The organism is Pseudomonas sp. D8002 (genome assembly GCF_013385695.1).
Taxonomy (GTDB): domain Bacteria; phylum Pseudomonadota; class Gammaproteobacteria; order Pseudomonadales; family Pseudomonadaceae; genus Aquipseudomonas.
Map to the genome: position 1 here is coordinate 214,865 of NZ_JACAPM010000004.1, position 21,065 is coordinate 235,929.

The window sequence follows — 21,065 nt, forward strand, 5'->3', positions numbered from 1 at the left end:
GCTTGCACACTGGATTTGCAGTGTTTGTAAATTAATCTGACTTCCCTTGCCTCTGCCGAGCGTTCCATGCCCGACTTGCTCGACCGTTACCCGCTGACCGCGGGCACTTATCACGAACTGCTGGACGACAGCGGCGCGGTTCGCGCCCATTGGCAGCGGCTGCTCGATCACTTGCAACGCAGCACCCCGGCGCAACTGGCCCAGCGCCAAGCCTTGCTGACTCGGCAGATCCAGGAAAACGGCGTGACCTACAACGTCTACGCCGACCCCAAGGGCGCCGATCGTCCCTGGGAGCTGGACCTGCTGCCCCACGTGCTGGCCGCCGATGAATGGAAGCAACTTGCCGCCGGCATCGCCCAGCGTGCGCGCCTGCTGAATGCAGTACTGGCCGACCTCTACGGCCCGCAACGCCTGATCGCCGAAGGCTTGCTGCCGGCAGAACTGGTGTTCGGCCATAACAATTTCCTGTGGCCGTGCCAGGGCATCCAGCCGCCCGACGGCGCGTTCCTGCACCTGTACGCCGTGGACCTGGCGCGTACGCCGGATGGCCGCTGGTGGGTCACCGCCGACCGGACCCAGGCCCCGTCCGGCGCCGGTTATGCTTTGGAAAACCGCACCATCGTGTCCCGCGCCTTCCCGGACCTTTACCGCGACTTGCAGGTGCAGCACCTCACCGGGTTCTTCCGCACCTTGCAGGAAACCCTGGCCCGCCAGGCGCCGAGCGACGACCAGCCACCGCTGATCGTGCTGCTGACCCCGGGCCGTTTCAACGAAAGCTATTTCGAGCATCTGTACCTCGCCCGCCAGCTTGGCTACCCGCTGGTGGAAGGCGGCGACCTGACCGTGCGCGACGCCACGGTGTACCTCAAGACCCTCAGCGGCCTGCGCCGGGTGCACGCGATCATGCGCCGCCTGGACGACGATTTCTGCGACCCGCTGGAACTGCGCACCGACTCGGCCCTCGGCGTGCCCGGCCTGCTGGATGCCGTGCGCCAGGGCAATGTGCTGGTGGCCAACGCCCTGGGCAGTGGCGTGCTGGAATCCCCTGGCCTGTTGGGATTTCTGCCGAAGATCAATCAATTCCTGTTTGGCGAAGAACTGATCCTGCCGTCCATCGCCACCTGGTGGTGCGGTGAGCCGCCGGTGCTGGCCGAAGCCCTGGAGAAACTGCCGGAACTGCTGATCAAGCCGGCGTTTCCGTCGCAAAGCTTCACCCCGGTATTTGGCCGCGACTTGAACGACGAACAACGCGAGGCCCTGGCTGAGCGCATGCGCGCGCGGCCTTACGCCTATGTCGCCCAGGAACTTGCGCAGTTGTCCCAGGCGCCGGTCTGGCAAACCGTTGACGATCACCTTCAGCACCGCGCCATCGGCATGCGTGTGTACGCCGTAGCCAGCGCCGACGGTTATCGGGTACTGCCCGGTGGCCTGACCCGTGTGGCCGCCGATGCCGATGCCGAAGTGGTGTCGATGCAGCGCGGCGGTGCGAGCAAGGACACCTGGGTGCTCGGCGAACGCGCTCATGGCACCGAGCAATGGCGCGCCCAGCGGGCCATCGGCGCCCATGACCTGGTGCGACGTGATCCGTACCTGCCGTCGCGGGTGGTGGAAAACCTGTTCTGGTTTGGCCGTTATTGCGAGCGCTGTGATGACAGTGCGCGCTGGTTGCGGATCGTCCTCGCCCGCTATGTCGACGGAGACGACCCGCTGGCGCTGCAGGCGGCGGTTGAACTGGGTGAGAACCTGCGACTGTTGCCGGAGGAGGGCGAGTTGCCTGAGCGGCTTCAGGCGGCGTTGCTCGGTGATGACTGGCCCTCGAGCCTGCGGGCCAACTTGCAGCGCTTGCAGTGGGCGGCGTCCCAGGTGCGCGGCAAGCTGTCCCGGGAAAACTGGCAGGCGCTGGTGGAGTTGCAGCGCGAAGCCCTGGAACTGGAAAGCGAAGAGCCGGACTTCGGCGAACTGCTGGATTTCCTCAACCGCCTGGTGATGTCCCTGGCCGCGCTGTCGGGCTTTGCCCTTGACGACATGACCCGCGACGAAGGCTGGCGCTTCCTGATGATGGGCCGGCGCATCGAGCGCCTGCAGTTTCTCAGCAGCAGCCTGGCGGCGTTCCTGCGCGGCGTGGCGGTGTTCGATCAGGCCGGGCTGGAGTGGTTGCTGGAACTGGGCAACAGCAGCATCACCTATCGTTCGCGCTACCTCGCGGTACCGCAGCTGATTCCGGTGCTGGACCTGTTGCTGCTGGATGAGCAAAACCCCCACGCAGTGCTGTTCCAGCTGAAACTGGTGAGCCGCACCTTGCGCCGCTTGAATGACGATTTCGGCGTGCCCCGGGAAACCGGGTTGGCGCCGTTGGTGGAGCGCCTGGCGCGCTTTGACCTGGGCTGCCTGGAGAATCCGCTGTTCGGCGAGTCCAGTGTGCGCGCTGCGCTGGACGGCCTGGCCGACCTGCTGCAAGCGGTGGCCGATGAAAGTGGGCAAGTCTCCGACCGCCTGGCCTTGCGCCATTTTGCCCATGTGGACGATGTCAGCCAGCAAACGGTGTCTGTGTGATGAGTGCCCGCTACCAGATTTTCCACGATACCCACTACCACTACGACAGCCCGGTGTCCCTGGCCCAGCAGCTGGCGCACCTGTGGCCGCGGCCTTGCGCCTGGCAGCGCTGCAGCTCGCAGCAACTGGAGATCAGCCCCGAGCCGACCTCGCGCCGGGATGAACTGGATGTGTTCGGCAACCCGATCACCCGGCTGGCATTCGAGCGGCCCCATGATGAACTGCTGGTGAACGCCGGGCTGACAGTGGAGGTGTTGGCGCGGCCGCTGCTGGATTTCAGCCTGTCGCCGGCCTGGGACCAGACCCGCAACGGCCTGACCTACAGCAGCCAGCCGCTGTCGGCCGAAGTGATCGAGGCGTGCCGCTATCGGTTCGAATCGCCCTATGTGCATTTGAAGAAAAGCTTCGTCGAGTTCTCCGAAGACTGTTTCCCGGCCGGTCGTCCGTTGCTGTTGGGTGTGCAGGCGCTGATGCAGAAGATCTTCAGCGAATTTACTTTCGATGCCGAAGCCACCCAGGTCGCCACGCCGTTGGTGGAAGTGCTGGAGCGCCGGCGCGGCGTGTGCCAGGACTTCGCCCACCTGATGCTCGCGTGCCTGCGTTCCCGGGGCCTGGCGGCGCGGTATATCAGTGGTTACCTGCTGACCCAGCCACCGCCCGGCCAACCACGGTTGATCGGCGCGGATGCGTCCCACGCGTGGGTGTCGGTGTTTTGCCCGGTGTCGGGTTGGGTGGATTTTGACCCGACCAACAATGTGCAGCCGGCACTGGAACACATCACCCTGGCCTGGGGCCGGGACTTTTCCGATGTTTCGCCGTTGCGGGGGGTGATTCTGGGGGGAGGGAGCCATGACCCGGAAGTGCGGGTGACGGTGATGCCGCTGGAGTAATGCACATATCTCAAATCGGGACGCGGAGCGCCCCAGGATGCATTCCCACGCGGAGCGTGGGAACGATCACCTATTCAGCGTCTTTCGGTGCTTCGGTTTCGTCTGTAGCCACTGTACCTTCAGCATCCGGGTTCAGTGCACCGGCTTCTTCGTCGGCTGCAATTTTCTTGCGCTGCAGCTTTTCCTCTTTCTTCTGCTCTTTGGCCAAGTCTCTCTGACGTTTGGCGAAGGAGTAATTAGGTTTTGCCATGGGCGATCCTCTGGGGTCGAAGGTGAGGTTGAGCGGCGCGTATTCTGCCTTTAATCGCGTCCCAAGGGTTAATCGGGTTTTTGGTCCACCCATTTGGGCAGGACCAGCGGTTGCCAGGCATCCAGTACGTCAAGCAGCTCAGCCGGCGATTCGCTCATTTGCAGCATGGCACGATGCGGTGCCCGGACGAAGCCTTCGCCGACGATATGATCAAGAAAATCGGTCAACTTGCGGTAAAAGCCGTTCACTTCGAGCAACCCCAGCGGTTTGCCGTGGTAGCCGAGCTGGCCCCAGGTCCAGACTTCGAACAGTTCTTCCAGGGTGCCCAGGCCGCCCGGCAGCGCAATAAAGGCGTCGCTCAGCTCGGCCATGCGTGCCTTGCGGGCGTGCATGCCGTCGACCACCTCCAGGCGGGTCAGGCCTTTGTGGCCGATTTCGAGGTTTTTCAGGCTTTCGGGAATAATTCCGATCACCTCGCCGCCGGCTTCCAGCGCCGCATCGGCGACGATACCCATCAGGCCCACGGCGCCGCCGCCGTACACCAGGGTCAGCTTGCGCTCCGCCAGCGCGCGCCCGAGGGCCACGGCTGCTTCACGGTAGGCCGGGTTGGTGCCGCTGCTGGCACCGCAAAACACACAGACAGACTTCAAGGACATACCTGACTCCACTCAGTTGTGGCTAAAGAGTAAAGGCTGGCTTGCGTCTCTCAAAGGATTAAACCTCGCGTTGAGGTGTTTCGCAGGTGCCGCTGGCACCACAGGCATACGCGGCAAGCAGGCTGCGGAACAGGCTATTGAGGTGCATGGCTGGGACTCCGGAAGGGTGATGGACCGATCATAGGCCGGCACCCGCACTTTGGCCGGTAGATTGTGTCGATGAGTCTGATAGCCTAAAGTTGTATACAATCTGTTGATACAGATCATATGAAGTCCTGCCTGACTCAGGCACCCTTGTCGCAATATGCGTTTTTTAAACCCTGCCCTGGAGATTCACATGTTTGCCAAACTCGTTGCTGTTTCCCTGCTGACTCTGGCTAGCGGCCAGTTGCTTGCTGCAGAGTGCAAGGTCACTGTCGACTCCACTGACCAGATGTCCTTCAACACCAAGGCCATCGAAATCGACAAGAGCTGCAAGACGTTCACCGTTGAGTTGACCCACTCCGGCAGCTTGCCGAAAAACGTCATGGGCCATAACTGGGTGCTGAGTTCCGCCGCCGACATGCCTGGCATCGCCAGCGACGGCATGGCCGCCGGTATCGACAAGAACTACCTGAAAGACGGCGACACCCGCATCATCGCCCACACCAAGATCATCGGTGCCGGCGAGAAAGACTCCGTGACCTTCGATGTGTCGAAGCTGGCGGCAGGCACTGACTACGCGTTCTTCTGCTCGTTCCCAGGCCACATCTCGATGATGAAAGGCACTGTGACCCTGAAGTAAGCAATCTTCAGGCAAAAAAAAGCGCCCTTCGGGGCGCTTTTTTTGCCTGTAGGCAGGCTGCTCTTGTGGCGAGGGAGCTTGCTCCCGCTGGGCTGCGGAGCAGCCCCAATAAGCTCACCGCGTAGCATCAGAAAAAGCAGTAAGCAGGTTTCAGGGGCCGCTTCGCGCCCCAGCGGGAGCAAGCTCCCTCGCCACAGCAAGCTCTTTCACCACAGCAAGCTCTGTTTCACCACAGCAAGCTCCTTCACCACAACAAGCCCTTTTGCCAGAATGAGCCGCTACGTCAGATCAGGGTGCAAACGGCATCACTCGCTTGTGCTCGGTCTTGCGATAGGTGTCGCAGATGATCTTGAAGGCTTCCTCGCGCACCGGCTCGCCGTGCAGGAACGCGTCGATCTCGGCATAGGTCACGCCATGGGACGCTTCGTCCGGCTTGCCCGGCGAAAGGTCTTCCAGGTCGGCCGTCGGGATCTTCTCTACCAGCGATTCCGGAGCACCAAAGTGCCGGGCAATCGCGCGCACCTGGTTCTTCACCAGCCCGCTCAGCGGTGCCAGGTCGCAGGCGCCGTCACCGAACTTGGTGAAAAAGCCCATCAAGGCTTCCGCCGCATGGTCGGTACCGATCACCAAACCACCGGCCGCGCCGGCGATGGTGTACTGCGCCACCATGCGCATGCGCGCCTTGGTGTTGCCCAGCACGAAGTCCCGGGAGACTGCGGCCTTGCCTTCAAACGCCGCCACTTCATTGGCCAGGGATTTCACCGCCGGGCCGATGTTCACTGTGTGGCGTTCGTCGGGTTCGATAAAGTCCACGGACGCCTGGGCGTCGTGTTCGTCGAACTGGGTTTCGTAGGGCAGGCGCACCGCGATAAAGCGGTACGCATCGTCACCCTTGGCAGCCCGCAACTCTTGCATTGCACGCTGGGCCAGCAGGCCGGCGGTCAGGGAGTCGACGCCGCCGCTGATGCCCAGCACCAACGTCTTGAGGCCTGAATTGAGCAGGCAATCCTGGATAAAGGTAACGCGCCGGGCGACCTCCGCCTCAAGGGCGGCCTGGTCCTTGAACGGTGGTTGGACCTTGAGCTGTTCAGCAATCTCGCGCTGTACGGCTTGCATGATTCACTCCTTGCTGGGTAGGGCAGGTACTTTGAAAACGTGGCGCAAATAGGCGACAAAGTTCGGATCGGTGCAGTGGGTCTTGCCCGCTTCATCGGAAATCTTCGCGACGGGCTGGCCATTACAGGCAGTCATTTTAAGCACGATGCTCATCGGTTCCACACCTGGAATATCACAGGTCAGGTTGGTGCCGATGCCGAAGCTCACATTGATCCGACCACGCAGCGCGCGGAAAATCTCCAGCGCCTTGGGCAGCGACAGGCTGTCGGAGAACACCAGGGTCTTGCTCATGGGCTCGATCCCCAGCTTGTGATAGTGGGCGATCGCCTTTTCGGCCCATTGCACCGGGTCACCGGAGTCGTGGCGCAGGCCGTCGAAGAGCTTGGCGAAGTACAGGTCGAAATCGCTGAGAAACGCATCGGTGGTGATGCAATCGGTCAGGGCGATGCCCAGCAGGCCACGGTACTCGCGCACCCAGCAGTCGAGGGCGGCGATCTGGCTGTCGATCAGGCGCGGGCCGAGTTGCTGGTGGGCCATGATCCATTCGTGGGCCATGGTGCCCAGCGGCTTCATGTTCAGCTCGCGGGCCAGGTGCACGTTGCTGGTGCCGACAAAACGCCCGGGGAAGTCGTGCTTGAGCACGTTCACCACTTCTTCCTGCACGCGGTAGGAGAAGCGTCGACGCGTGCCGAAATCCGCGACCTGCAGTTCGGACAGTTCTTCGACGCTGGCGTTGGCCGTCAGCCAGTCGAACTTGCGATACAGCTGCTCGCGGGCCTGTTCGAGGATCACGCTCTGGTAGCGATAGCGGTTACGCACTTCGCTGACGATGGCCAGCATCGGCACTTCAAACAGGATCACGTGCAGCCATGGCCCGCGCAGGCGGATAAACAGCTCACCGTTTTCGATACCGGTGTGCACGTAGCGCAGGTTGAAGCGAAACAGCCCGAGGAAACGCAGGAAATCCGGCTTCATGAAGCTGATGCGTTCCAGGAAGCCCAGTTGGTCGGGGCTCAGGCTCAGCTCGGCGAGGCGCTCGATCTGGTAGCGGATCTCCGCCAGGTACGGGCGCAGGTCTTCACTGTTGCGGCAACGAAACTCCCATTCAACTTCCACGTTCGGGTAGTTGTGCAGCACCGCCTGCATCATGGTCAGCTTGTAGAAGTCGGTGTCGAGCAGGTTCTGCACGATGCGATCGGCAAACACACTCTCGCTCATAACGGGAATCTCCAGACGGGTCGGCGATGGGCGCCGACCTTTACGCACAATTAAGGAATGGCGCTAGTGGCGCATAGACCTGTGCTGTTTTGCCAGTGTTTTTTCAGCTGGGCATTGTTGTTTGGCCCCTGACGCCTTCGCGAGCAAGCCCGCTCCCACATTTGAAATGCGTTCCAAATGTGGGAGCGGGCTTGCTCGCGAAGGCGGTATTGCAGGCGACGCGCCTCAATCAGACTCAACCTGCTCCATCATCCACTTCACAAAATCTCGCACCTTGGGCACTTCCGCCGAGTGCTCGGGGTAGGCCAGGTAATACGCATCCTGGCTCGGCATCGCATGCTGCCAGGGGATCACCAGTTTGCCTTCTGCTAGCTCTTCTTCCACCAGAAACCTGGGCAGCAGCGCCACACCGCAGCCAACCTGTGCGGCGCGAATGCACATATAAAAGGTCTCGAAGCGCGGCCCATGGTAGCTGTGCTCGGTGTGATGACCCTGGGCGGCGAACCAGTCGTGCCAGCCTTGCGGGCGCGAGGCGTTTTGCAGCAACACCAGTTCGCTCAGTTGCGTGGGGTCGGTAAATGCTTGGGCGGGCAGGCTGTCGGGTGAGCACACGGGCACCAGTTCTTCGCTGAATAGCTTGAGGCTCTCGGTGCCGGGCCGTGAGCCCTGGCCAAAGTAGAAGGCCAGGTCGGCCTTGCCTTGCAGCAGCTCGTCGGGCTCCTGTTCGTTGCACAGGTCCAGGTGAATCTGCGGATGGCGCAGTCGCCAGCCCTTGAGGCGCGGCACCAGCCAGCGGGCGCCGAAGGTGTAGGGCGTGGACACCCGCAGCACTTCAGTCTCGCCGCCGTAGGAGCGCAGGTAATGGGTGGACATCTCCATCTGGGTGAGGATCTTGCGCACTTCCACCAGGTACAGATCGCCCGCCGGGGTCATCTGCAAGCGGCGGCGCACCCGGCGAAACAGCAGGTGCTGCAACAGTTCTTCCAGCTGCGCGACCTGTTTGCTGACAGCGCTCTGGGTGAGGTTCAGCTCTTCGGCGGCGCGGGTAAAACTCAGGTGGCGGGTGACCGCTTCGAAGCACTGCAGGGCGGTGATCGAGGGCAAATGTCTTTTATTCAGCACGGCACGCCTCTTTTTGTTCTTAGCATGAATAAACGGAATGATATCTCGCCTAATCGTCGTTTGTTGGCAAGTCTTGGGCCAGCTACAAATAAGGTCTGGATCGCCGCGACCGCTGGCGGCGCATATTTCTGTTTGTAGATTGAAGGAGTGACCCATGGTTGCCGCATTGCTTGATCGTCTCGGGGTAAACCCGGCGCTGTACCAGTCGGGTAAACAACCCGTGCATTCGCCCATTGATGGCAGCCGGATTGCCAGCGTGCACTGGGAAGGCGCCGCCGAGGTGGAGCAGCAGGTCAGTCGCGCCGAGCATGCATTCGAGGCCTGGCGCAAGGTGCCGGCCCCCCGTCGTGGTGAGCTGGTGCGCCAGTTCGGTGACGTGTTGCGCGAGTACAAGGCCGACCTCGGCGAGCTGGTGTCGTGGGAAGCCGGCAAGATCACCCAGGAAGGTTTGGGTGAAGTGCAGGAAATGATCGACATCTGCGACTTCGCCGTCGGCCTGTCGCGCCAGTTGTACGGCTTGACCATCGCCTCCGAGCGTCCGGGCCACCACATGCGTGAAACCTGGCACCCGCTGGGCGTGGTTGGCGTGATCAGCGCCTTCAACTTCCCGGTCGCCGTATGGGCGTGGAACACCGCGCTGGCGCTGGTGTGCGGCAACGCAGTGATCTGGAAACCGTCGGAAAAAACCCCGCTTACCGCCCTGGCCTGCCAGGCACTGTTCGAGCGCGTACTGAAGAACTTCAGCGATGCGCCGCCGTACCTCAGCCAGGTGATCATCGGTGGCCGCGATGCCGGCGCCGCACTCGTGGATGACCCGCGTGTTGCGCTGATCAGCGCCACCGGCAGCACCCGCATGGGCCGCGAAGTAGCGCCGAAAGTCGCTGCACGTTTTGCCCGCAGCATTCTCGAACTGGGCGGCAACAACGCGATGATCCTCGGCCCAAGCGCCGACCTGGACATGGCCGTGCGCGCGATTCTGTTCAGCGCCGTCGGTACCGCCGGCCAGCGCTGCACCAGCCTGCGCCGCTTGATCGCCCATGAGTCGGTGAAGGAGGAAATCGTCACCCGCCTCAAGGCTGCGTATTCCAAAGTGCGCATCGGCCATCCGCTGGAAGGCAACCTGATCGGCCCGCTGATCGACAAGCACAGCTTCGAAAACATGCAGGACGCCCTGGAGCAGGCCTTGAGCGAAGGCGGCCGGGTGTTTGGCGGCAAGCGCCAGTTGGAAGACACGTTCCCCAACGCTTACTACGTGTCGCCGGCCATCGTGGAAATGCCGGAGCAGAGTGATGTGGTGTGCACCGAGACGTTCGCGCCGATTCTGTATGTGGTCGGCTATACCGATTTCGCTGAAGCGCTGCGCCTGAACAATGCGGTGCCACAAGGCCTGTCTTCGTGCATCTTTACCACTGACGTGCGCGAGGCCGAGCAGTTCATGTCGGCGGTAGGCAGTGACTGCGGGATCGCCAACGTCAACATCGGCCCGAGCGGCGCGGAGATTGGTGGCGCGTTTGGCGGTGAGAAAGAGACCGGTGGCGGGCGTGAGTCGGGCTCGGATGCATGGCGCGGGTACATGCGTCGCCAGAGCAACACCGTGAACTACTCGCTGGAACTGCCGCTGGCCCAGGGTATTACCTTCGACTGATACCTCAAGTCGGAGTGAGGTCAATGTGGGAGCGGGCTTGCTCGCGAAAGCGGTGTGTCAGTCAACGAATGCTTATCTGATCCACCGCTTTCGCGAGCAAGCCCGCTCCCACATTTGACCGTATTTACAATTCGGAAAAGTGGTTTGTTAGGTCTCATCGGAGTCTGGCAATGGCATTACGCGAAGCATGCTTGTGGGAACAACTCACTCCTGGCCGGCCGGATCGTGCCGCGCTCAAGGGCGAGGTAAAAGTGGATGTGTGCGTGATCGGCGCCGGCATCACCGGTTTGTCGGCAGCCATACACTTGCTGGAACAAGGAAAAAGTGTCGCCGTACTCGAGGCCCATCGCACCGGCCACGGTGGTTCGGGGCGCAACGTAGGGCTGGTCAATGCAGGGATGTGGATTCCCCCGGACGAGATCGAAGCCGGTTTTGGTACCGCGGTGGGCAGCCAGCTCAACCGCATGCTCGGCGCGGCACCGTCCCTGGTGTTCAGCCTGATCGACAAATACAACATCGACTGCCAACTGCGTCGCGAGGGCACCTTGCACATGGCGCACAACGCCCGTGGCGAGGCGGATTTGCGCAGTCGTGAGGAACAATGGAAGCGTCGCGGTGCACCGGTGGAGCTGTTGACCGGCGCTGCATGCGAACAAGCCACCGGTACCAAAAAGATTGCTGCCGCCTTGCTCGACCGGCGGGCCGGCACCTTGAACCCGATGGCCTACACCAGTGGTTTGGCCAATGCCGCCGTCGGGCTCGGCGGACAGTTGTTCGATCACTCCCCAGTCACCCAACTGGAACGCCAGGGCCAGCACTGGTCAGTGCAGACTGCCCAAGGCTCGGTGCAGGCTGAACAGGTGGTGATCGCTTCGAACGCCTACACCGAAGGCGAGTGGACCGAACTGCGCCGCAACTTCTTCCCCGGTTATTACTATCAGGTGGCGTCGGCCCCTCTGACCGACGACGCCGCCCAACAAATCCTTCCGGGCGGCCAAGGCTCCTGGGACACTCGCCAGGTACTCAGCAGCATCCGCCGCGACGCCGAAGGCCGCCTGCTGCTCGGCAGCCTGGGCAACGGCAACCAGAAACCCGCGTGGTTCCTCAAGGCCTGGGCCGATCGGGTGCAACAGCACTACTTCCCGTACCTCAAACCGGTGCAGTGGGAGTGCACCTGGACCGGCTGCATCGCGTTCACCCCGGACCACTTGATGCGCCTGTTCGAGCCGGCGCCCGGGCTGGTGGCGGTCACCGGTTATAACGGGCGCGGGGTGACGACCGGCAGTGTCGTGGGCAAAGCCTTCGCGGATTATCTGTGTCACCAGGATCCACAGGCACTGCCGATCCCCTTTGCGCCGATGCAGCCGTTGGCCGGTGTGGGCCTGCGCAGCTGTTTGTACGAGGCGGGATTCTCGCTGTATCACGCGGGCCAATGCCTGCGGATCGTGATCTGATCAACGAAATACCCCTCAGAAGCCTGCATTTTCTTAGCCGGCTACTAATCTGTATTGGTGCGAGTCGTAGCAGTAACGCACTGTAAATGTGCACTTCCGTTACGCACGCTGTTACATGTTTAAGGGTGGCCGTTTAGTGGCCGGGTTGCAGTGCTAGATTGGTCGGGTTGCACTTTATAGGTCCAATGGTTGCACCTGGTTGAGATAGACGGTTGCACGTCCAATCAAAAGGCGCCCAAAAACCTGCAATAACAATGACACCGTGTCTTTTTGAATAATAAAAACGTAATGGCACGACGCTTGCTCTGGGCTTTCTCCGAAAGTTTTTGAAGTGAAGCTGCAGTGCCAATTCAACAAAAACCTCGGAGCACCACTCATGTCCCAGACGTTTTACAAGAAAGGTTTTCTAGCCCTCGCCGTTACTGCGGCGCTGGGTGTTTCTGCGTTTGCTCAAGCTGATGTGAAGATTGGCGTAGCGGGGCCGATGACCGGTGCCAACGCGGCATTTGGCAAGCAGTACATGACAGGTGCCCAGGCGGCAGCCGACGTTATCAACAAGGCCGGCGGCATCAATGGCGAGAAAGTCGTGCTGGTTGCCGGCGACGATGCCTGCGAACCCAAGCAGGCCGTGGCCGTGGCCAACCGTCTGGTTGACCAGGACAAAGTGATCGGTGTGGTCGGGCACTTCTGCTCCTCGAACACCATTCCGGCCTCCGAGGTTTATAACGACGCGGGTGTAATCGCGATCACTCCAGGCTCCACCAACCCGCAAGTGACCGAGCGCGGCATGACCGCCATGTTCCGTATGTGCGGCCGTGACGACCAGCAAGGCATCGTGGCCGGTGACTACATTGTCGACGTGCTCAAGGGCAAGAAAGTCGCGGTTATCAACGACAAGGACACCTACGGCAAAGGGTTGGCTGACGCCACCGCGGCGCAGTTGACCAAGCGTGGCGTGAAGCCGGTGCTGGAAGAAGGCCTGACCCGTGGCGAGAAAGACTTCAGCGCCCTGGTCACCAAGATCCGCTCCACCGGTGCTGATGTCGTGTACTTCGGCGGCCTGCACCCGGAAGCCGGTCCACTGGTTCGCCAGATTCGTGAAGCCGGCCTGAAAGACGTCAAGTTCATGTCCGATGACGGTGTGGTCACCGACGAACTGGTAGCGACCGCCGGCGGCGCACAGTATGTGGACGGCGTGTACATGACCTTTGGCGCCGACCCGCGTCTGCTGCCAGACAGCAAGGCGGTGGTGGAAGAGTTCCGCAAAAGTGGCACCGAGCCTGAAGGCTACACCCTGTATGCCTATGCTTCACTCCAGGCCCTGGCCGCTGGCTTCAATGGCGCCAAGTCCAACAAGGGCGAAGACGCGGCCAAGTGGCTGAAAGCCCACCCGGTCAAAACCGTCATGGGCGAGAAGACCTGGGACGCCAAGGGCGACCTGAAAGTCTCCGACTATGTGGTTTACCAGTGGGACAAGGATGGCAAGTATCACCAGCTGGAAAAGCAGAAGTAATCCGAACTGACTGCATGACCTCTCTGTAGGAGCGAGCTTGCTCGCGAAGAACGTCAACGATGACGCGGGCATCCTGGATGCATGCGTCGCTCTCGGGTTTTTCGCGAGCAAGCTCGCTCCTGCAGTGGGCGAGTGCTGAGCCTCTGTTTTCCTCCTAGAAGATCCGCACACACACGCACCCGTGTGCAGGCTCTCACTGCGTGAGATTGCGTTATGGATGGTATTTTCCTGCAGCAACTGGTCAATGGGCTGACCCTCGGGTCGGTCTATGGCTTGATCGCCATCGGCTACACAATGGTCTATGGCATCATTGGCATGATCAACTTCGCCCATGGCGAGGTTTATATGATTTCCGCTTACCTCGCGGCGATCAGTCTGGCACTGCTGGCTTACTTCGGCATCGAATCCTTCCCGCTGCTCATCCTTGGCACCCTGATCTTCACCGTCGTCGTCACCGGCGTCTACGGCTGGGTCATCGAGCGTGTCGCCTACAAACCGCTGCGCAACTCCACCCGACTGGCACCGCTGATCAGCGCCATCGGTATTTCGCTGATCCTGCAGAACTACGCGCAGATCGCCCAGGGCGCCAAGCAACAAGGCATCCCGACGCTGCTGGCCGGCGCCTGGAGAGTCGATATCGGCACCGGCTTCGTGCAATTGACCTACACCAAGGTGTTCATCCTGGTGGCCGCGTTCGTCGGCATGGGCCTGCTGACCTACATCATCAAGTACACCAAGCTCGGCCGCATGTGCCGCGCTACCCAGCAAGACCGCAAGATGGCGTCGATCCTCGGTATCAACACCGACCGGGTCATCTCCTACGTATTCGTGATTGGTGCCGCCATGGCCGCGCTGGCCGGTGTGCTGATCACCCTGAACTACGGCACGTTCGACTTCTATGCCGGCTTCATCATCGGCATCAAGGCATTTACCGCAGCGGTACTCGGCGGCATCGGCTCCCTGCCTGGGGCCATGCTGGGCGGGATCATCCTGGGTATTTCCGAGTCGCTGTTCTCGGGGTTGATCAACTCTGACTACAAAGACGTGTTCAGTTTCTCCCTGCTGGTGGTGATCCTGATTTTCCGTCCCCAGGGCCTGCTCGGTCGCCCACTCGTGGCGAAGGTATAACTATGTCTGCTGCCTACTCTATCGATATCAAGAAAAGTGTCGTCGATGCGGTACTCGCCGGGCTGATTTCGCTGATCGTGTTCGGTCCGATCGTCGGCGTGGTCCTCGACGGCTACAGCTTCAACCTGCAACCGGCGCGTGTCGGCATCCTGGTGGCCATCGTGATGGTCGGCCGGTTCGCCATGAGCCTGTTCCTGCAAACCCCAAGGGGCCTGCGGATTCTGCAAGGGTTTGAAAGCACCGGCTCCGGTGTGCATGTGCTCAAGCCGGACTACAAGTCGCGCCTGCGCTGGATCATCCCGGCGTTGATCGTGATTGCCATCGTGTTCCCGTTCTTTGCCAACAAATACCTGCTGACCGTGGTGATCCTCGGGTTGATCTACGTGTTGCTGGGCCTTGGCCTGAACATCGTGGTCGGCCTGGCCGGGCTGCTCGACCTGGGTTACGTGGCGTTCTACGCCATCGGCGCCTATGGCCTGGCGCTGGGTTACCAGTACCTCGGCCTGGGCTTCTGGTCGGTGCTGCCGCTGGCGGCGATTTGTGCGGCGCTGGCGGGGTGCATACTCGGGTTTCCGGTGCTGCGAATGCACGGCGATTACCTGGCGATCGTGACCCTGGGCTTCGGTGAAATCATCCGCCTGGTGCTGAATAACTGGCTGTCGTTTACCGGTGGCCCGAACGGCATGCCGGTGCCCTCGCCGACGTTTTTCGGCCTGGAGTTCGTGCGCAAGGCGAAGGATGGCGGGGTGCCGTTCCACGAGTTCTTCGGCATCGACTACAACCCCAACATCAAATTCCTGTTCATCTACATCGTGCTGTTCCTGGTAGTGCTGCTGGTGCTGTACATCAAGCACCGCCTGACCCGCATGCCGGTGGGCCGCGCGTGGGAAGCCTTGCGCGAAGACGAAATCGCCTGCCGTTCCATGGGCCTCAACCACGTGCTGGTGAAGCTCTCGGCGTTCACCATCGGCGCGTCCACTGCCGGTCTGGCCGGGGTGTTTTTCGCCAGCTACCAGGGCTTCGTCAACCCGTCGTCGTTCACCTTCTTCGAGTCGGCGCTGATCCTCGCCATCGTGGTATTGGGCGGCATGGGCTCGACCGTCGGCGTGGTGATTGCCGCGTTCGTGCTGACGGTGGCGCCGGAGCTGCTGCGCAGCTTCTCCGAGTACCGCGTGCTGCTCTTCGGCGTGTTGATGGTGGTGATGATGATCTGGCGACCACGAGGCCTGATTCGTATCAGCCGTACCGGTGTTGTCCCACGTAAAGGAGTGGCGCCATGAGCAAGGAAGTCGTTCTTTCCGTGGAACACCTGATGATGCACTTTGGTGGCATCAAGGCCTTGAGCGACGTAAGTCTCAAGGTCAAGCGCAACTCGATCTTCGCCCTGATCGGTCCCAACGGTGCCGGCAAGACCACCGTGTTCAACTGCCTGACCGGTTTCTACAAAGCCTCCGGCGGCAAGATCGAACTCAATGTGCGCGGCAAGCAGACCAACGTGATCCAACTGCTGGGCGAGCGCTTCAAGGCCACCGACTTTGTCTCGCCGAAAAGCTTCGTCAGCCGGGTGTTCTACAAGATGTTCGGCGGCACTCACCTGGTGAACCGGGCGGGTTTGGCGCGCACCTTCCAGAACATTCGCCTGTTCAAGGAAATGTCGGTGGTGGAGAACCTGCTGGTGGCCCAGCACATGTGGGTCAACCGCAACATGCTCGCGGGCATCCTCAATACCAAGGGCTACCGCAAGGCTGAAAGCGATGCCCTCGACCATGCGTTCTACTGGCTGGAAGTGGTGGACCTGGTGGACTGCGCCAACCGCCTGGCCGGCGAGCTGTCCTACGGCCAGCAACGCCGCCTGGAAATCGCTCGTGCCATGTGCACCCGGCCGCAGATCATCTGCCTCGACGAACCGGCTGCCGGCCTCAACCCCCAGGAAACCGAAGCCCTCAGCGCGATGATTCGCCTGCTGCGGGACGAGCACGACCTGACGGTGGTGCTGATCGAACACGACATGGGCATGGTGATGAGTATTTCCGACCACATCGTGGTGCTGGACCACGGCAACGTGATTGCCGAGGGCGGGCCGGAAGCGATCCGCAATGATCCGAAGGTGATCGCGGCTTATCTGGGCGCTGACGAAGAGGAGCTGGTATGAGTGAGCCAATCCTCGAACTGAAAGACCTGGACGTGTTCTACGGCCCGATCCAGGCCCTGAAGAAAGTTTCGCTGCACATCAACGAAGGCGAAACCGTGAGCCTGATCGGCTCCAACGGCGCGGGTAAATCCACGCTGCTGATGTCGATCTTTGGCCAGCCACGGGCCGAGTCCGGGCAGATCATCTACCGCGGCGTCGACATTACCCACAAGTCGTCCCACTACATCGCCTCCAACGGCATCGCGCAGTCGCCGGAAGGGCGGCGGGTGTTCCCCGACATGACCGTCGAGGAAAACCTGCTGATGGGCACCATCCCGATTGGCGACAAGTTCGCCACCGAAGACATGCAGCGCATGTTCGAGCTGTTCCCGCGGCTCAAGGAGCGGCGCAACCAGCGGGCGATGACCATGTCCGGTGGTGAACAGCAGATGCTTGCCATCGCCCGCGCACTGATGAGCCGGCCCAAGCTGTTGCTGCTGGACGAGCCGAGCCTGGGGCTGGCGCCGATCGTGGTGAAGCAGATCTTTTCCACGCTGCGGGAGCTGGCGTCTACCGGCATGACCATCTTCCTGGTGGAGCAGAACGCCAACCATGCGCTGCGCTTGTCGGACCGGGCGTACGTGATGGTCAACGGCGAGATTCGCCTTACCGGCACCGGCAAGGAGCTGCTGGTGAATGAGGAGGTGCGTAACGCCTACCTCGGCGGGCACTGATGTAACTCTGATCGTTCCCACGCTCCGCGTGGGAACGCCTCTTGTGACGCTCTGCGTCACGCTTTGGGACGCGGAGCGTCCCGGCCTGCATTCCCACGCAGAGCGTGGGAACGATCATCCACAGTGCTTTCCTGAAATTGTGGACAACAAATCCGGGCACCTGCCAAAGCGCGACATATAGCCGCCGCAAATCCCTGTTTTGTCACAGTTTTGACTTGTCCCCAAGCACTGTGGAACCGGCTGTGGGTAACGTGGGAGTAGCTGGCTGGAGGCCTTTGTTTTCGCGGCTTGCAGCGTGGTGGTTGTTTATTGATCAGTGAGTTTTTCGTGACCACCCGAGGGGTTTGTCAACCTGTTTAAAGACACAGGTATATGACCGGAATATGTCACTCCGGCCTGTGGATAAGTCTGTGACTAAACTCTGGAAAGAGTGCCGCAGAGGCCGGAATGACTGGCCTGGAGCCATCGTCCTGGTTGCACTGTTTTGAACCGGGCTACATACGGGCTGCGCAAGGTCAAGCAAAAAACTTTTTGAATCGCGCTGAAAGCCTTGTGTAGCGCGGCTTTCAGCTTTTGTACTTGCCCCCAAAGACTGTGGACGGGGCTGTGGATAAGGTGCGCGCACATGGCTGCACGCCACGGCCTGTATGGCTTTCGGGCGATTGGTTGAATTTCGTACAGCATGAGCGGCATTCACCTGTGTCCACAGCGTGTATCAGTTGCCGCCAGCCCGGCAGCCGGGCATTCTGCTGGCTGATTTTTTACCTCGTAGCCCCGCAAGGAGAACACCATGTCCGATACGCTGTTTATTACTGGCGCGACCTCCGGTTTTGGCGAAGCCTGTGCCCGCCGTTTTGCCGAAGCCGGCTGGAAACTGGTGCTCACCGGCCGCCGCGCAGAGCGCTTGAACGCCCTGTGCGCCGAGCTTTCCAAGCAGACCGAAGTGCTCGGCCTGGTGGTGGACGTGCGTGACCGCAAGGCCATGGAAGAGGCGATCGCCAACCTGCCGCCGTCCTTTGCCACGCTGCGCGGGCTGATCAACAACGCCGGCCTGGCGGTGGGCACCGACCCTGCGCCGAAGTGCAGCCTCGACGATTGGGAAACCATGGTCGACACCAACATCAAGGGCCTGCTGACCACCACCAGCCTGCTGTTGCCGCGCTTGATCGCCCACGGCCGTGGCGCCGGCATCATCAACCTCGGTTCCATTGCCGGCAGCTACCCGTACCCGGGCAGCCACGTGTATGGCGGCACCAAGGCCTTCGTCAAACAGTTCTCGCTGAACCTGCGTTGCGACCTGCAGGGCACCGGCGTGCGCGTGACCAACATCGAGCCGGGCCTGTGTGAGAGTGAGTTCTCGCTGGTGCGCTTTGCCGGTGACCAGGCGCGTTATGACGCGACTTATGCCGGTGCCGAGCCGATCCAGCCGCAGGACATTGCGGATACGATCTTCTGGGTGCTTAACACCCCGGCACACGTGAACATCAACCGCCTGGAGCTGATGCCAGTGAGCCAGACCTGGGCCGGGTTTGCGATTGAGCGTGGCGCCAAGGCCTAAGTTCGTCGAGCTGTTGTGGCGAGGGAGCTTGCTCCCGCTGGGCTGCGAAGCGGCCCTGGCTTTTTTGGGGCGGCTTCGCCGCCCAGCGGGAGCAAGCTCCCTCGCCACAGGGTTTTTGTCAGCCTGGAAAATGCGGCAAATCGGCCAAAACAGGACATAAGGTACACTCCACCCCTGAAAACCCCGCCGCGCTGTGCGGTTCAAAGGTTTTGACAGGAGGATATGTGAGTAACCGAGGTGAGCAGTCGCTGCTCAAACAATCGACCATCCTGATGTTCGCCGTGGCGATCGCCGGGATTGTCACGGGGGTGGTGTCGGGCGCCCAATCGATTTTATTCGACGGCTTTTTCTCGCTGATCGCCACCGCCATCAAGGTGCTGATGCTGATCACGGCCAAGCTGATCGCCAAGAAAAGCAACGAACGTTTCCAGTTCGGCTACTGGCACCTGGAGCCCATGGTGCTGCTGATCGAGGGCAGTTTCCTGCTGTTGATCGCCATCTACGCGTTTCTCAACGGCGTGTTCGGCATTATCAATGGCGGGCGCGATATCGAGTTGGGTCTGGTGATCATCTATGCGGCGGTGTTTACCGTCGTCGAGTTCGCCTATTTCTTCTACGTGCGTTACCGCAATCGCACGCTCAAGTCGTCGCTGATCCAGTTCGACAACATCAGCTGGCTGGTGGACGCGATGCTGTCGGTGGGGCTGCTGGTGAGCTTCCTGGCGGCGCTGTTGCTCAAGTCCCAGGGCTATGGGCAGTGGGCGGTGTATGTGGACCCGTTGATCCTGATCCTGCTGGCGTTGAGCATGCTGGCGCCGGCCTTCAAGATCCTGCGCCCGGCGCTACGCGACGTGTTGGGGATTGTGCCGGACCAACTGGACGGCAAAGTGCGCGAAGTGATGGAGGCGGTCGTGGCCAGGCATGGTTTCGATGATTACGTGTCCTACGTACAGAAGCACGGGCGGGCGCGGTTTATCGAGATTCATGTGGTGCTGCCGGCGGATTACCCGGTGGATAACGTCGCCACCCTGGACGGGCTGCGCGAAGAAATATCCACAGGGTTGGGCAAGCCGGATGCGGCCCGCTGGCTGACGATCAGTTTTACCGGGGACCGCAAATGGATTGCGTAAGGCCCAGGTAGCACGTCGCCAAGTGGTAAGGCGTGGTCGACGGCATGTCCCGCCGGCTCACGTGCCCCTTGGCATCCAGGCACTCATTCCAGCCTTTGTCGTGCAGGAAGCGTTGTTGCAGCGCCAGCAATTGGCGTTGCAGCACGGCTTCACTGTCGGGCCGCAAGGTCAGCGCCCGCAGGTATTCGGCCTGGGCCCAGATGCGCTGGGTGCCGTCGCGCACGCTGCCGTCCAGGGCGAGCATGCCGCTGACCGCACCGGTCAGGTTATCCACACCCTTTTGCTCTGCATAGGTGAACGCTTTGCTCAGTGATGTGTGCAACGGTGTGCCCCGCAGCAAATCCGAAGATTCCAGCAGGAAGAACCATTCGAACTGATGCCCCGGTTCAAACCAGTTATCCACAGCGCCCAGCGGTTTTTCCATCATCACCCCGTGTTGGCGGTCGATGAAGCGCTTCTGCATGGCGTTGGCCAGGTCCAGCAACGCGTCTTGGGTGACGGCGTCCTCCCGCACGGCCAACGTGGCGAGGAAACCTTCGGCAAGGTGCATCAGCGGGTTTTGCAGAGGGCCAGACTTGAGGGATGACCAGTTACGTTCCAGCACCGCATCGTACAGGCCGTCGCCGGTGGCGAAGCGTTCGGCGACCACTTCCAGGGCGGCGTCGAGTACCGATTCCACCAGCGATTCACGTACCTTGGCCCAATAGTGGGCGCAGGCGAAGATGATGAAGGCGTGTGTGTAGAGGTCCTTGCGCTTATCCAGCGGCTTGCCGTGGGCGTCGATGCTGTAGAACCAGCCGCCGTGCTCGGCGTCGTGGAAGTGCCGTTGCAGGGAACGGAACAACGCGGCGGCGCGCTCCTCGGCAAAGGCTGCGCCGGGTTCACCGATCAGGCTGGCAAACAGGTACAACTGCCGTGCGCAGGCCATGGCGCGATAGCGTTGCGGGGGCAAAGGCCGATGATCGGCGTCCAGGGCCTCATAGGGCAGCGCCAGGTCGGCATTCCAGCCCGGGCCTTGCCAGAGCGGCACGATCAGGTCGTGGAAGTGCGTCAACACGGCGGTCAATTGAGGCTTGAGGGCGGAGCTTGGAGCGATGGGCATCGGCTGGCGTCGTCACGGCAGGGGTGTTTGCGCGACATGGTATCAGGCTTGGGATCGGTGTTGTCTTTACTGCCGCCTTCG

General features: G+C 61.3%; 18 protein-coding genes. 12 read left to right on the forward strand and 6 right to left on the reverse strand.

Features of this window, described 5'->3' with window-relative positions; all coding sequences use genetic code 11:
* Nucleotides 1-66: 66 nt before the first annotated feature.
* Together HX807_RS02290 and HX807_RS02295 are read left to right on the forward strand one after the other, a co-directional pair.
* The gene (locus tag HX807_RS02290) at nt 67-2,553 is read left to right on the forward strand and encodes a circularly permuted type 2 ATP-grasp protein (protein ID WP_177049120.1); all 2,487 of its coding nucleotides are present in this window, start codon (nt 67-69) and stop codon (nt 2,551-2,553) included.
* A complete protein-coding gene (locus HX807_RS02295) occupies nt 2,553-3,443 on the forward strand; it encodes a transglutaminase family protein (protein WP_003217471.1) in 891 nt (296 codons plus the stop codon). Before HX807_RS02290 ends, HX807_RS02295 begins: the two co-directional genes overlap by 1 nt.
* Nucleotides 3,444-3,513: 70 nt before the next feature.
* Here HX807_RS02295 and HX807_RS02300 read toward each other — a convergent pair whose 3' ends face one another.
* Nucleotides 3,514-3,693: a hypothetical protein gene (locus HX807_RS02300; protein WP_003217470.1), complete on the reverse strand. Its 180-nt coding sequence runs from the start codon at nt 3,691-3,693 to the stop codon at nt 3,514-3,516.
* A gap of 68 nt (nt 3,694-3,761) precedes the next feature.
* Nucleotides 3,762-4,349, reverse strand: a complete 588-nt coding sequence (locus tag HX807_RS02305; RefSeq protein ID WP_003217468.1) for a TIGR00730 family Rossman fold protein — start codon at nt 4,347-4,349, stop codon at nt 3,762-3,764.
* A 337-nt stretch (nt 4,350-4,686) separates the two neighbouring features.
* Between HX807_RS02305 and azu the strand changes: the two genes are divergently transcribed.
* Complete coding sequence (gene azu / locus HX807_RS02310) at nt 4,687-5,133, forward strand: azurin (protein ID WP_008439083.1); 447 nt, start codon at nt 4,687-4,689, stop codon at nt 5,131-5,133.
* Between the two features lie 288 nt (nt 5,134-5,421).
* On the opposite strand, the gene nadE is transcribed toward azu, so the two are convergent.
* The 3 genes from nadE to HX807_RS02325 form a co-directional block, all read right to left on the reverse strand.
* Complete coding sequence (nadE, locus tag HX807_RS02315; RefSeq protein ID WP_177049122.1) at nt 5,422-6,249, reverse strand: ammonia-dependent NAD(+) synthetase; 828 nt, start codon at nt 6,247-6,249, stop codon at nt 5,422-5,424.
* A gap of 3 nt (nt 6,250-6,252) precedes the next feature.
* Complete coding sequence (gene pncB, locus HX807_RS02320) at nt 6,253-7,467, reverse strand: nicotinate phosphoribosyltransferase (RefSeq protein ID WP_003217456.1); 1,215 nt, start codon at nt 7,465-7,467, stop codon at nt 6,253-6,255.
* 225 nt (nt 7,468-7,692) lie between these two features.
* On the reverse strand, nt 7,693-8,589 hold the full coding sequence (locus tag HX807_RS02325) for a LysR family transcriptional regulator (RefSeq protein ID WP_177049124.1): 897 nt from the start codon (nt 8,587-8,589) through the stop codon (nt 7,693-7,695).
* A 154-nt stretch (nt 8,590-8,743) separates the two neighbouring features.
* On the opposite strand from HX807_RS02325, the gene HX807_RS02330 reads away from it, so the two are divergent.
* From HX807_RS02330 to HX807_RS02370, 9 genes are all read left to right on the forward strand, one after another.
* On the forward strand, nt 8,744-10,234 hold the full coding sequence (locus HX807_RS02330; RefSeq protein WP_177049126.1) for an aldehyde dehydrogenase family protein: 1,491 nt from the start codon (nt 8,744-8,746) through the stop codon (nt 10,232-10,234).
* 170 nt (nt 10,235-10,404) lie between these two features.
* Complete coding sequence (locus HX807_RS02335; RefSeq protein WP_087692468.1) at nt 10,405-11,688, forward strand: FAD-binding oxidoreductase; 1,284 nt, start codon at nt 10,405-10,407, stop codon at nt 11,686-11,688.
* Between the two features lie 376 nt (nt 11,689-12,064).
* Nucleotides 12,065-13,201, forward strand: a complete 1,137-nt coding sequence (locus tag HX807_RS02340; RefSeq protein WP_017478363.1) for an ABC transporter substrate-binding protein — start codon at nt 12,065-12,067, stop codon at nt 13,199-13,201.
* A gap of 213 nt (nt 13,202-13,414) precedes the next feature.
* Nucleotides 13,415-14,329: a branched-chain amino acid ABC transporter permease gene (locus HX807_RS02345; protein WP_003217447.1), complete on the forward strand. Its 915-nt coding sequence runs from the start codon at nt 13,415-13,417 to the stop codon at nt 14,327-14,329.
* A 2-nt stretch (nt 14,330-14,331) separates the two neighbouring features.
* A complete protein-coding gene (gene livM / locus HX807_RS02350) occupies nt 14,332-15,609 on the forward strand; it encodes a high-affinity branched-chain amino acid ABC transporter permease LivM (RefSeq protein ID WP_003217445.1) in 1,278 nt (425 codons plus the stop codon).
* Entirely contained in the window at nt 15,606-16,481 is an 876-nt protein-coding gene (locus HX807_RS02355; RefSeq protein ID WP_003217442.1) for an ABC transporter ATP-binding protein, read from the forward strand. Before livM ends, HX807_RS02355 begins: the two co-directional genes overlap by 4 nt.
* On the forward strand, nt 16,478-17,194 hold the full coding sequence (locus tag HX807_RS02360; RefSeq protein ID WP_003217439.1) for an ABC transporter ATP-binding protein: 717 nt from the start codon (nt 16,478-16,480) through the stop codon (nt 17,192-17,194). Before HX807_RS02355 ends, HX807_RS02360 begins: the two co-directional genes overlap by 4 nt.
* A gap of 790 nt (nt 17,195-17,984) precedes the next feature.
* Entirely contained in the window at nt 17,985-18,752 is a 768-nt protein-coding gene (locus tag HX807_RS02365) for an SDR family oxidoreductase (RefSeq protein ID WP_008439080.1), read from the forward strand.
* A gap of 224 nt (nt 18,753-18,976) precedes the next feature.
* Nucleotides 18,977-19,882 (forward strand): cation diffusion facilitator family transporter, encoded by a 906-nt coding sequence (locus HX807_RS02370; protein WP_008439079.1) that lies wholly within the window; start codon nt 18,977-18,979, stop codon nt 19,880-19,882.
* Here the strand turns inward: HX807_RS02370 and HX807_RS02375 are convergent.
* Nucleotides 19,854-20,984: an AGE family epimerase/isomerase gene (locus HX807_RS02375; protein ID WP_177049128.1), complete on the reverse strand. Its 1,131-nt coding sequence runs from the start codon at nt 20,982-20,984 to the stop codon at nt 19,854-19,856. The genes HX807_RS02370 and HX807_RS02375 overlap by 29 nt on opposite strands.
* Nucleotides 20,985-21,065 lie beyond the last annotated feature (81 nt).

What these genes read in the sequence shown, in the direction of transcription:
- HX807_RS02290 (WP_177049120.1), top strand. Translation starts at nt 67, where the DNA reads ATGCCCGACTTGCTCGACCGTTACCCGCTGACCGCGGGCACTTATCAC.
- HX807_RS02295 (WP_003217471.1), top strand. Translation starts at nt 2,553, where the DNA reads ATGAGTGCCCGCTACCAGATTTTCCACGATACCCACTACCACTACGAC.
- HX807_RS02300 (WP_003217470.1), bottom strand. Translation starts at nt 3,693, where the DNA reads ATGGCAAAACCTAATTACTCCTTCGCCAAACGTCAGAGAGACTTGGCC.
- HX807_RS02305 (WP_003217468.1), bottom strand. Translation starts at nt 4,349, where the DNA reads ATGTCCTTGAAGTCTGTCTGTGTGTTTTGCGGTGCCAGCAGCGGCACC.
- azu (WP_008439083.1), top strand. Translation starts at nt 4,687, where the DNA reads ATGTTTGCCAAACTCGTTGCTGTTTCCCTGCTGACTCTGGCTAGCGGC.
- nadE (WP_177049122.1), bottom strand. Translation starts at nt 6,249, where the DNA reads ATGCAAGCCGTACAGCGCGAGATTGCTGAACAGCTCAAGGTCCAACCA.
- pncB (WP_003217456.1), bottom strand. Translation starts at nt 7,467, where the DNA reads ATGAGCGAGAGTGTGTTTGCCGATCGCATCGTGCAGAACCTGCTCGAC.
- HX807_RS02330 (WP_177049126.1), top strand. Translation starts at nt 8,744, where the DNA reads ATGGTTGCCGCATTGCTTGATCGTCTCGGGGTAAACCCGGCGCTGTAC.
- HX807_RS02335 (WP_087692468.1), top strand. Translation starts at nt 10,405, where the DNA reads ATGGCATTACGCGAAGCATGCTTGTGGGAACAACTCACTCCTGGCCGG.
- HX807_RS02340 (WP_017478363.1), top strand. Translation starts at nt 12,065, where the DNA reads ATGTCCCAGACGTTTTACAAGAAAGGTTTTCTAGCCCTCGCCGTTACT.
- HX807_RS02345 (WP_003217447.1), top strand. Translation starts at nt 13,415, where the DNA reads ATGGATGGTATTTTCCTGCAGCAACTGGTCAATGGGCTGACCCTCGGG.
- livM (WP_003217445.1), top strand. Translation starts at nt 14,332, where the DNA reads ATGTCTGCTGCCTACTCTATCGATATCAAGAAAAGTGTCGTCGATGCG.
- HX807_RS02355 (WP_003217442.1), top strand. Translation starts at nt 15,606, where the DNA reads ATGAGCAAGGAAGTCGTTCTTTCCGTGGAACACCTGATGATGCACTTT.
- HX807_RS02360 (WP_003217439.1), top strand. Translation starts at nt 16,478, where the DNA reads ATGAGTGAGCCAATCCTCGAACTGAAAGACCTGGACGTGTTCTACGGC.
- HX807_RS02365 (WP_008439080.1), top strand. Translation starts at nt 17,985, where the DNA reads ATGTCCGATACGCTGTTTATTACTGGCGCGACCTCCGGTTTTGGCGAA.
- HX807_RS02375 (WP_177049128.1), bottom strand. Translation starts at nt 20,984, where the DNA reads ATGCCCATCGCTCCAAGCTCCGCCCTCAAGCCTCAATTGACCGCCGTG.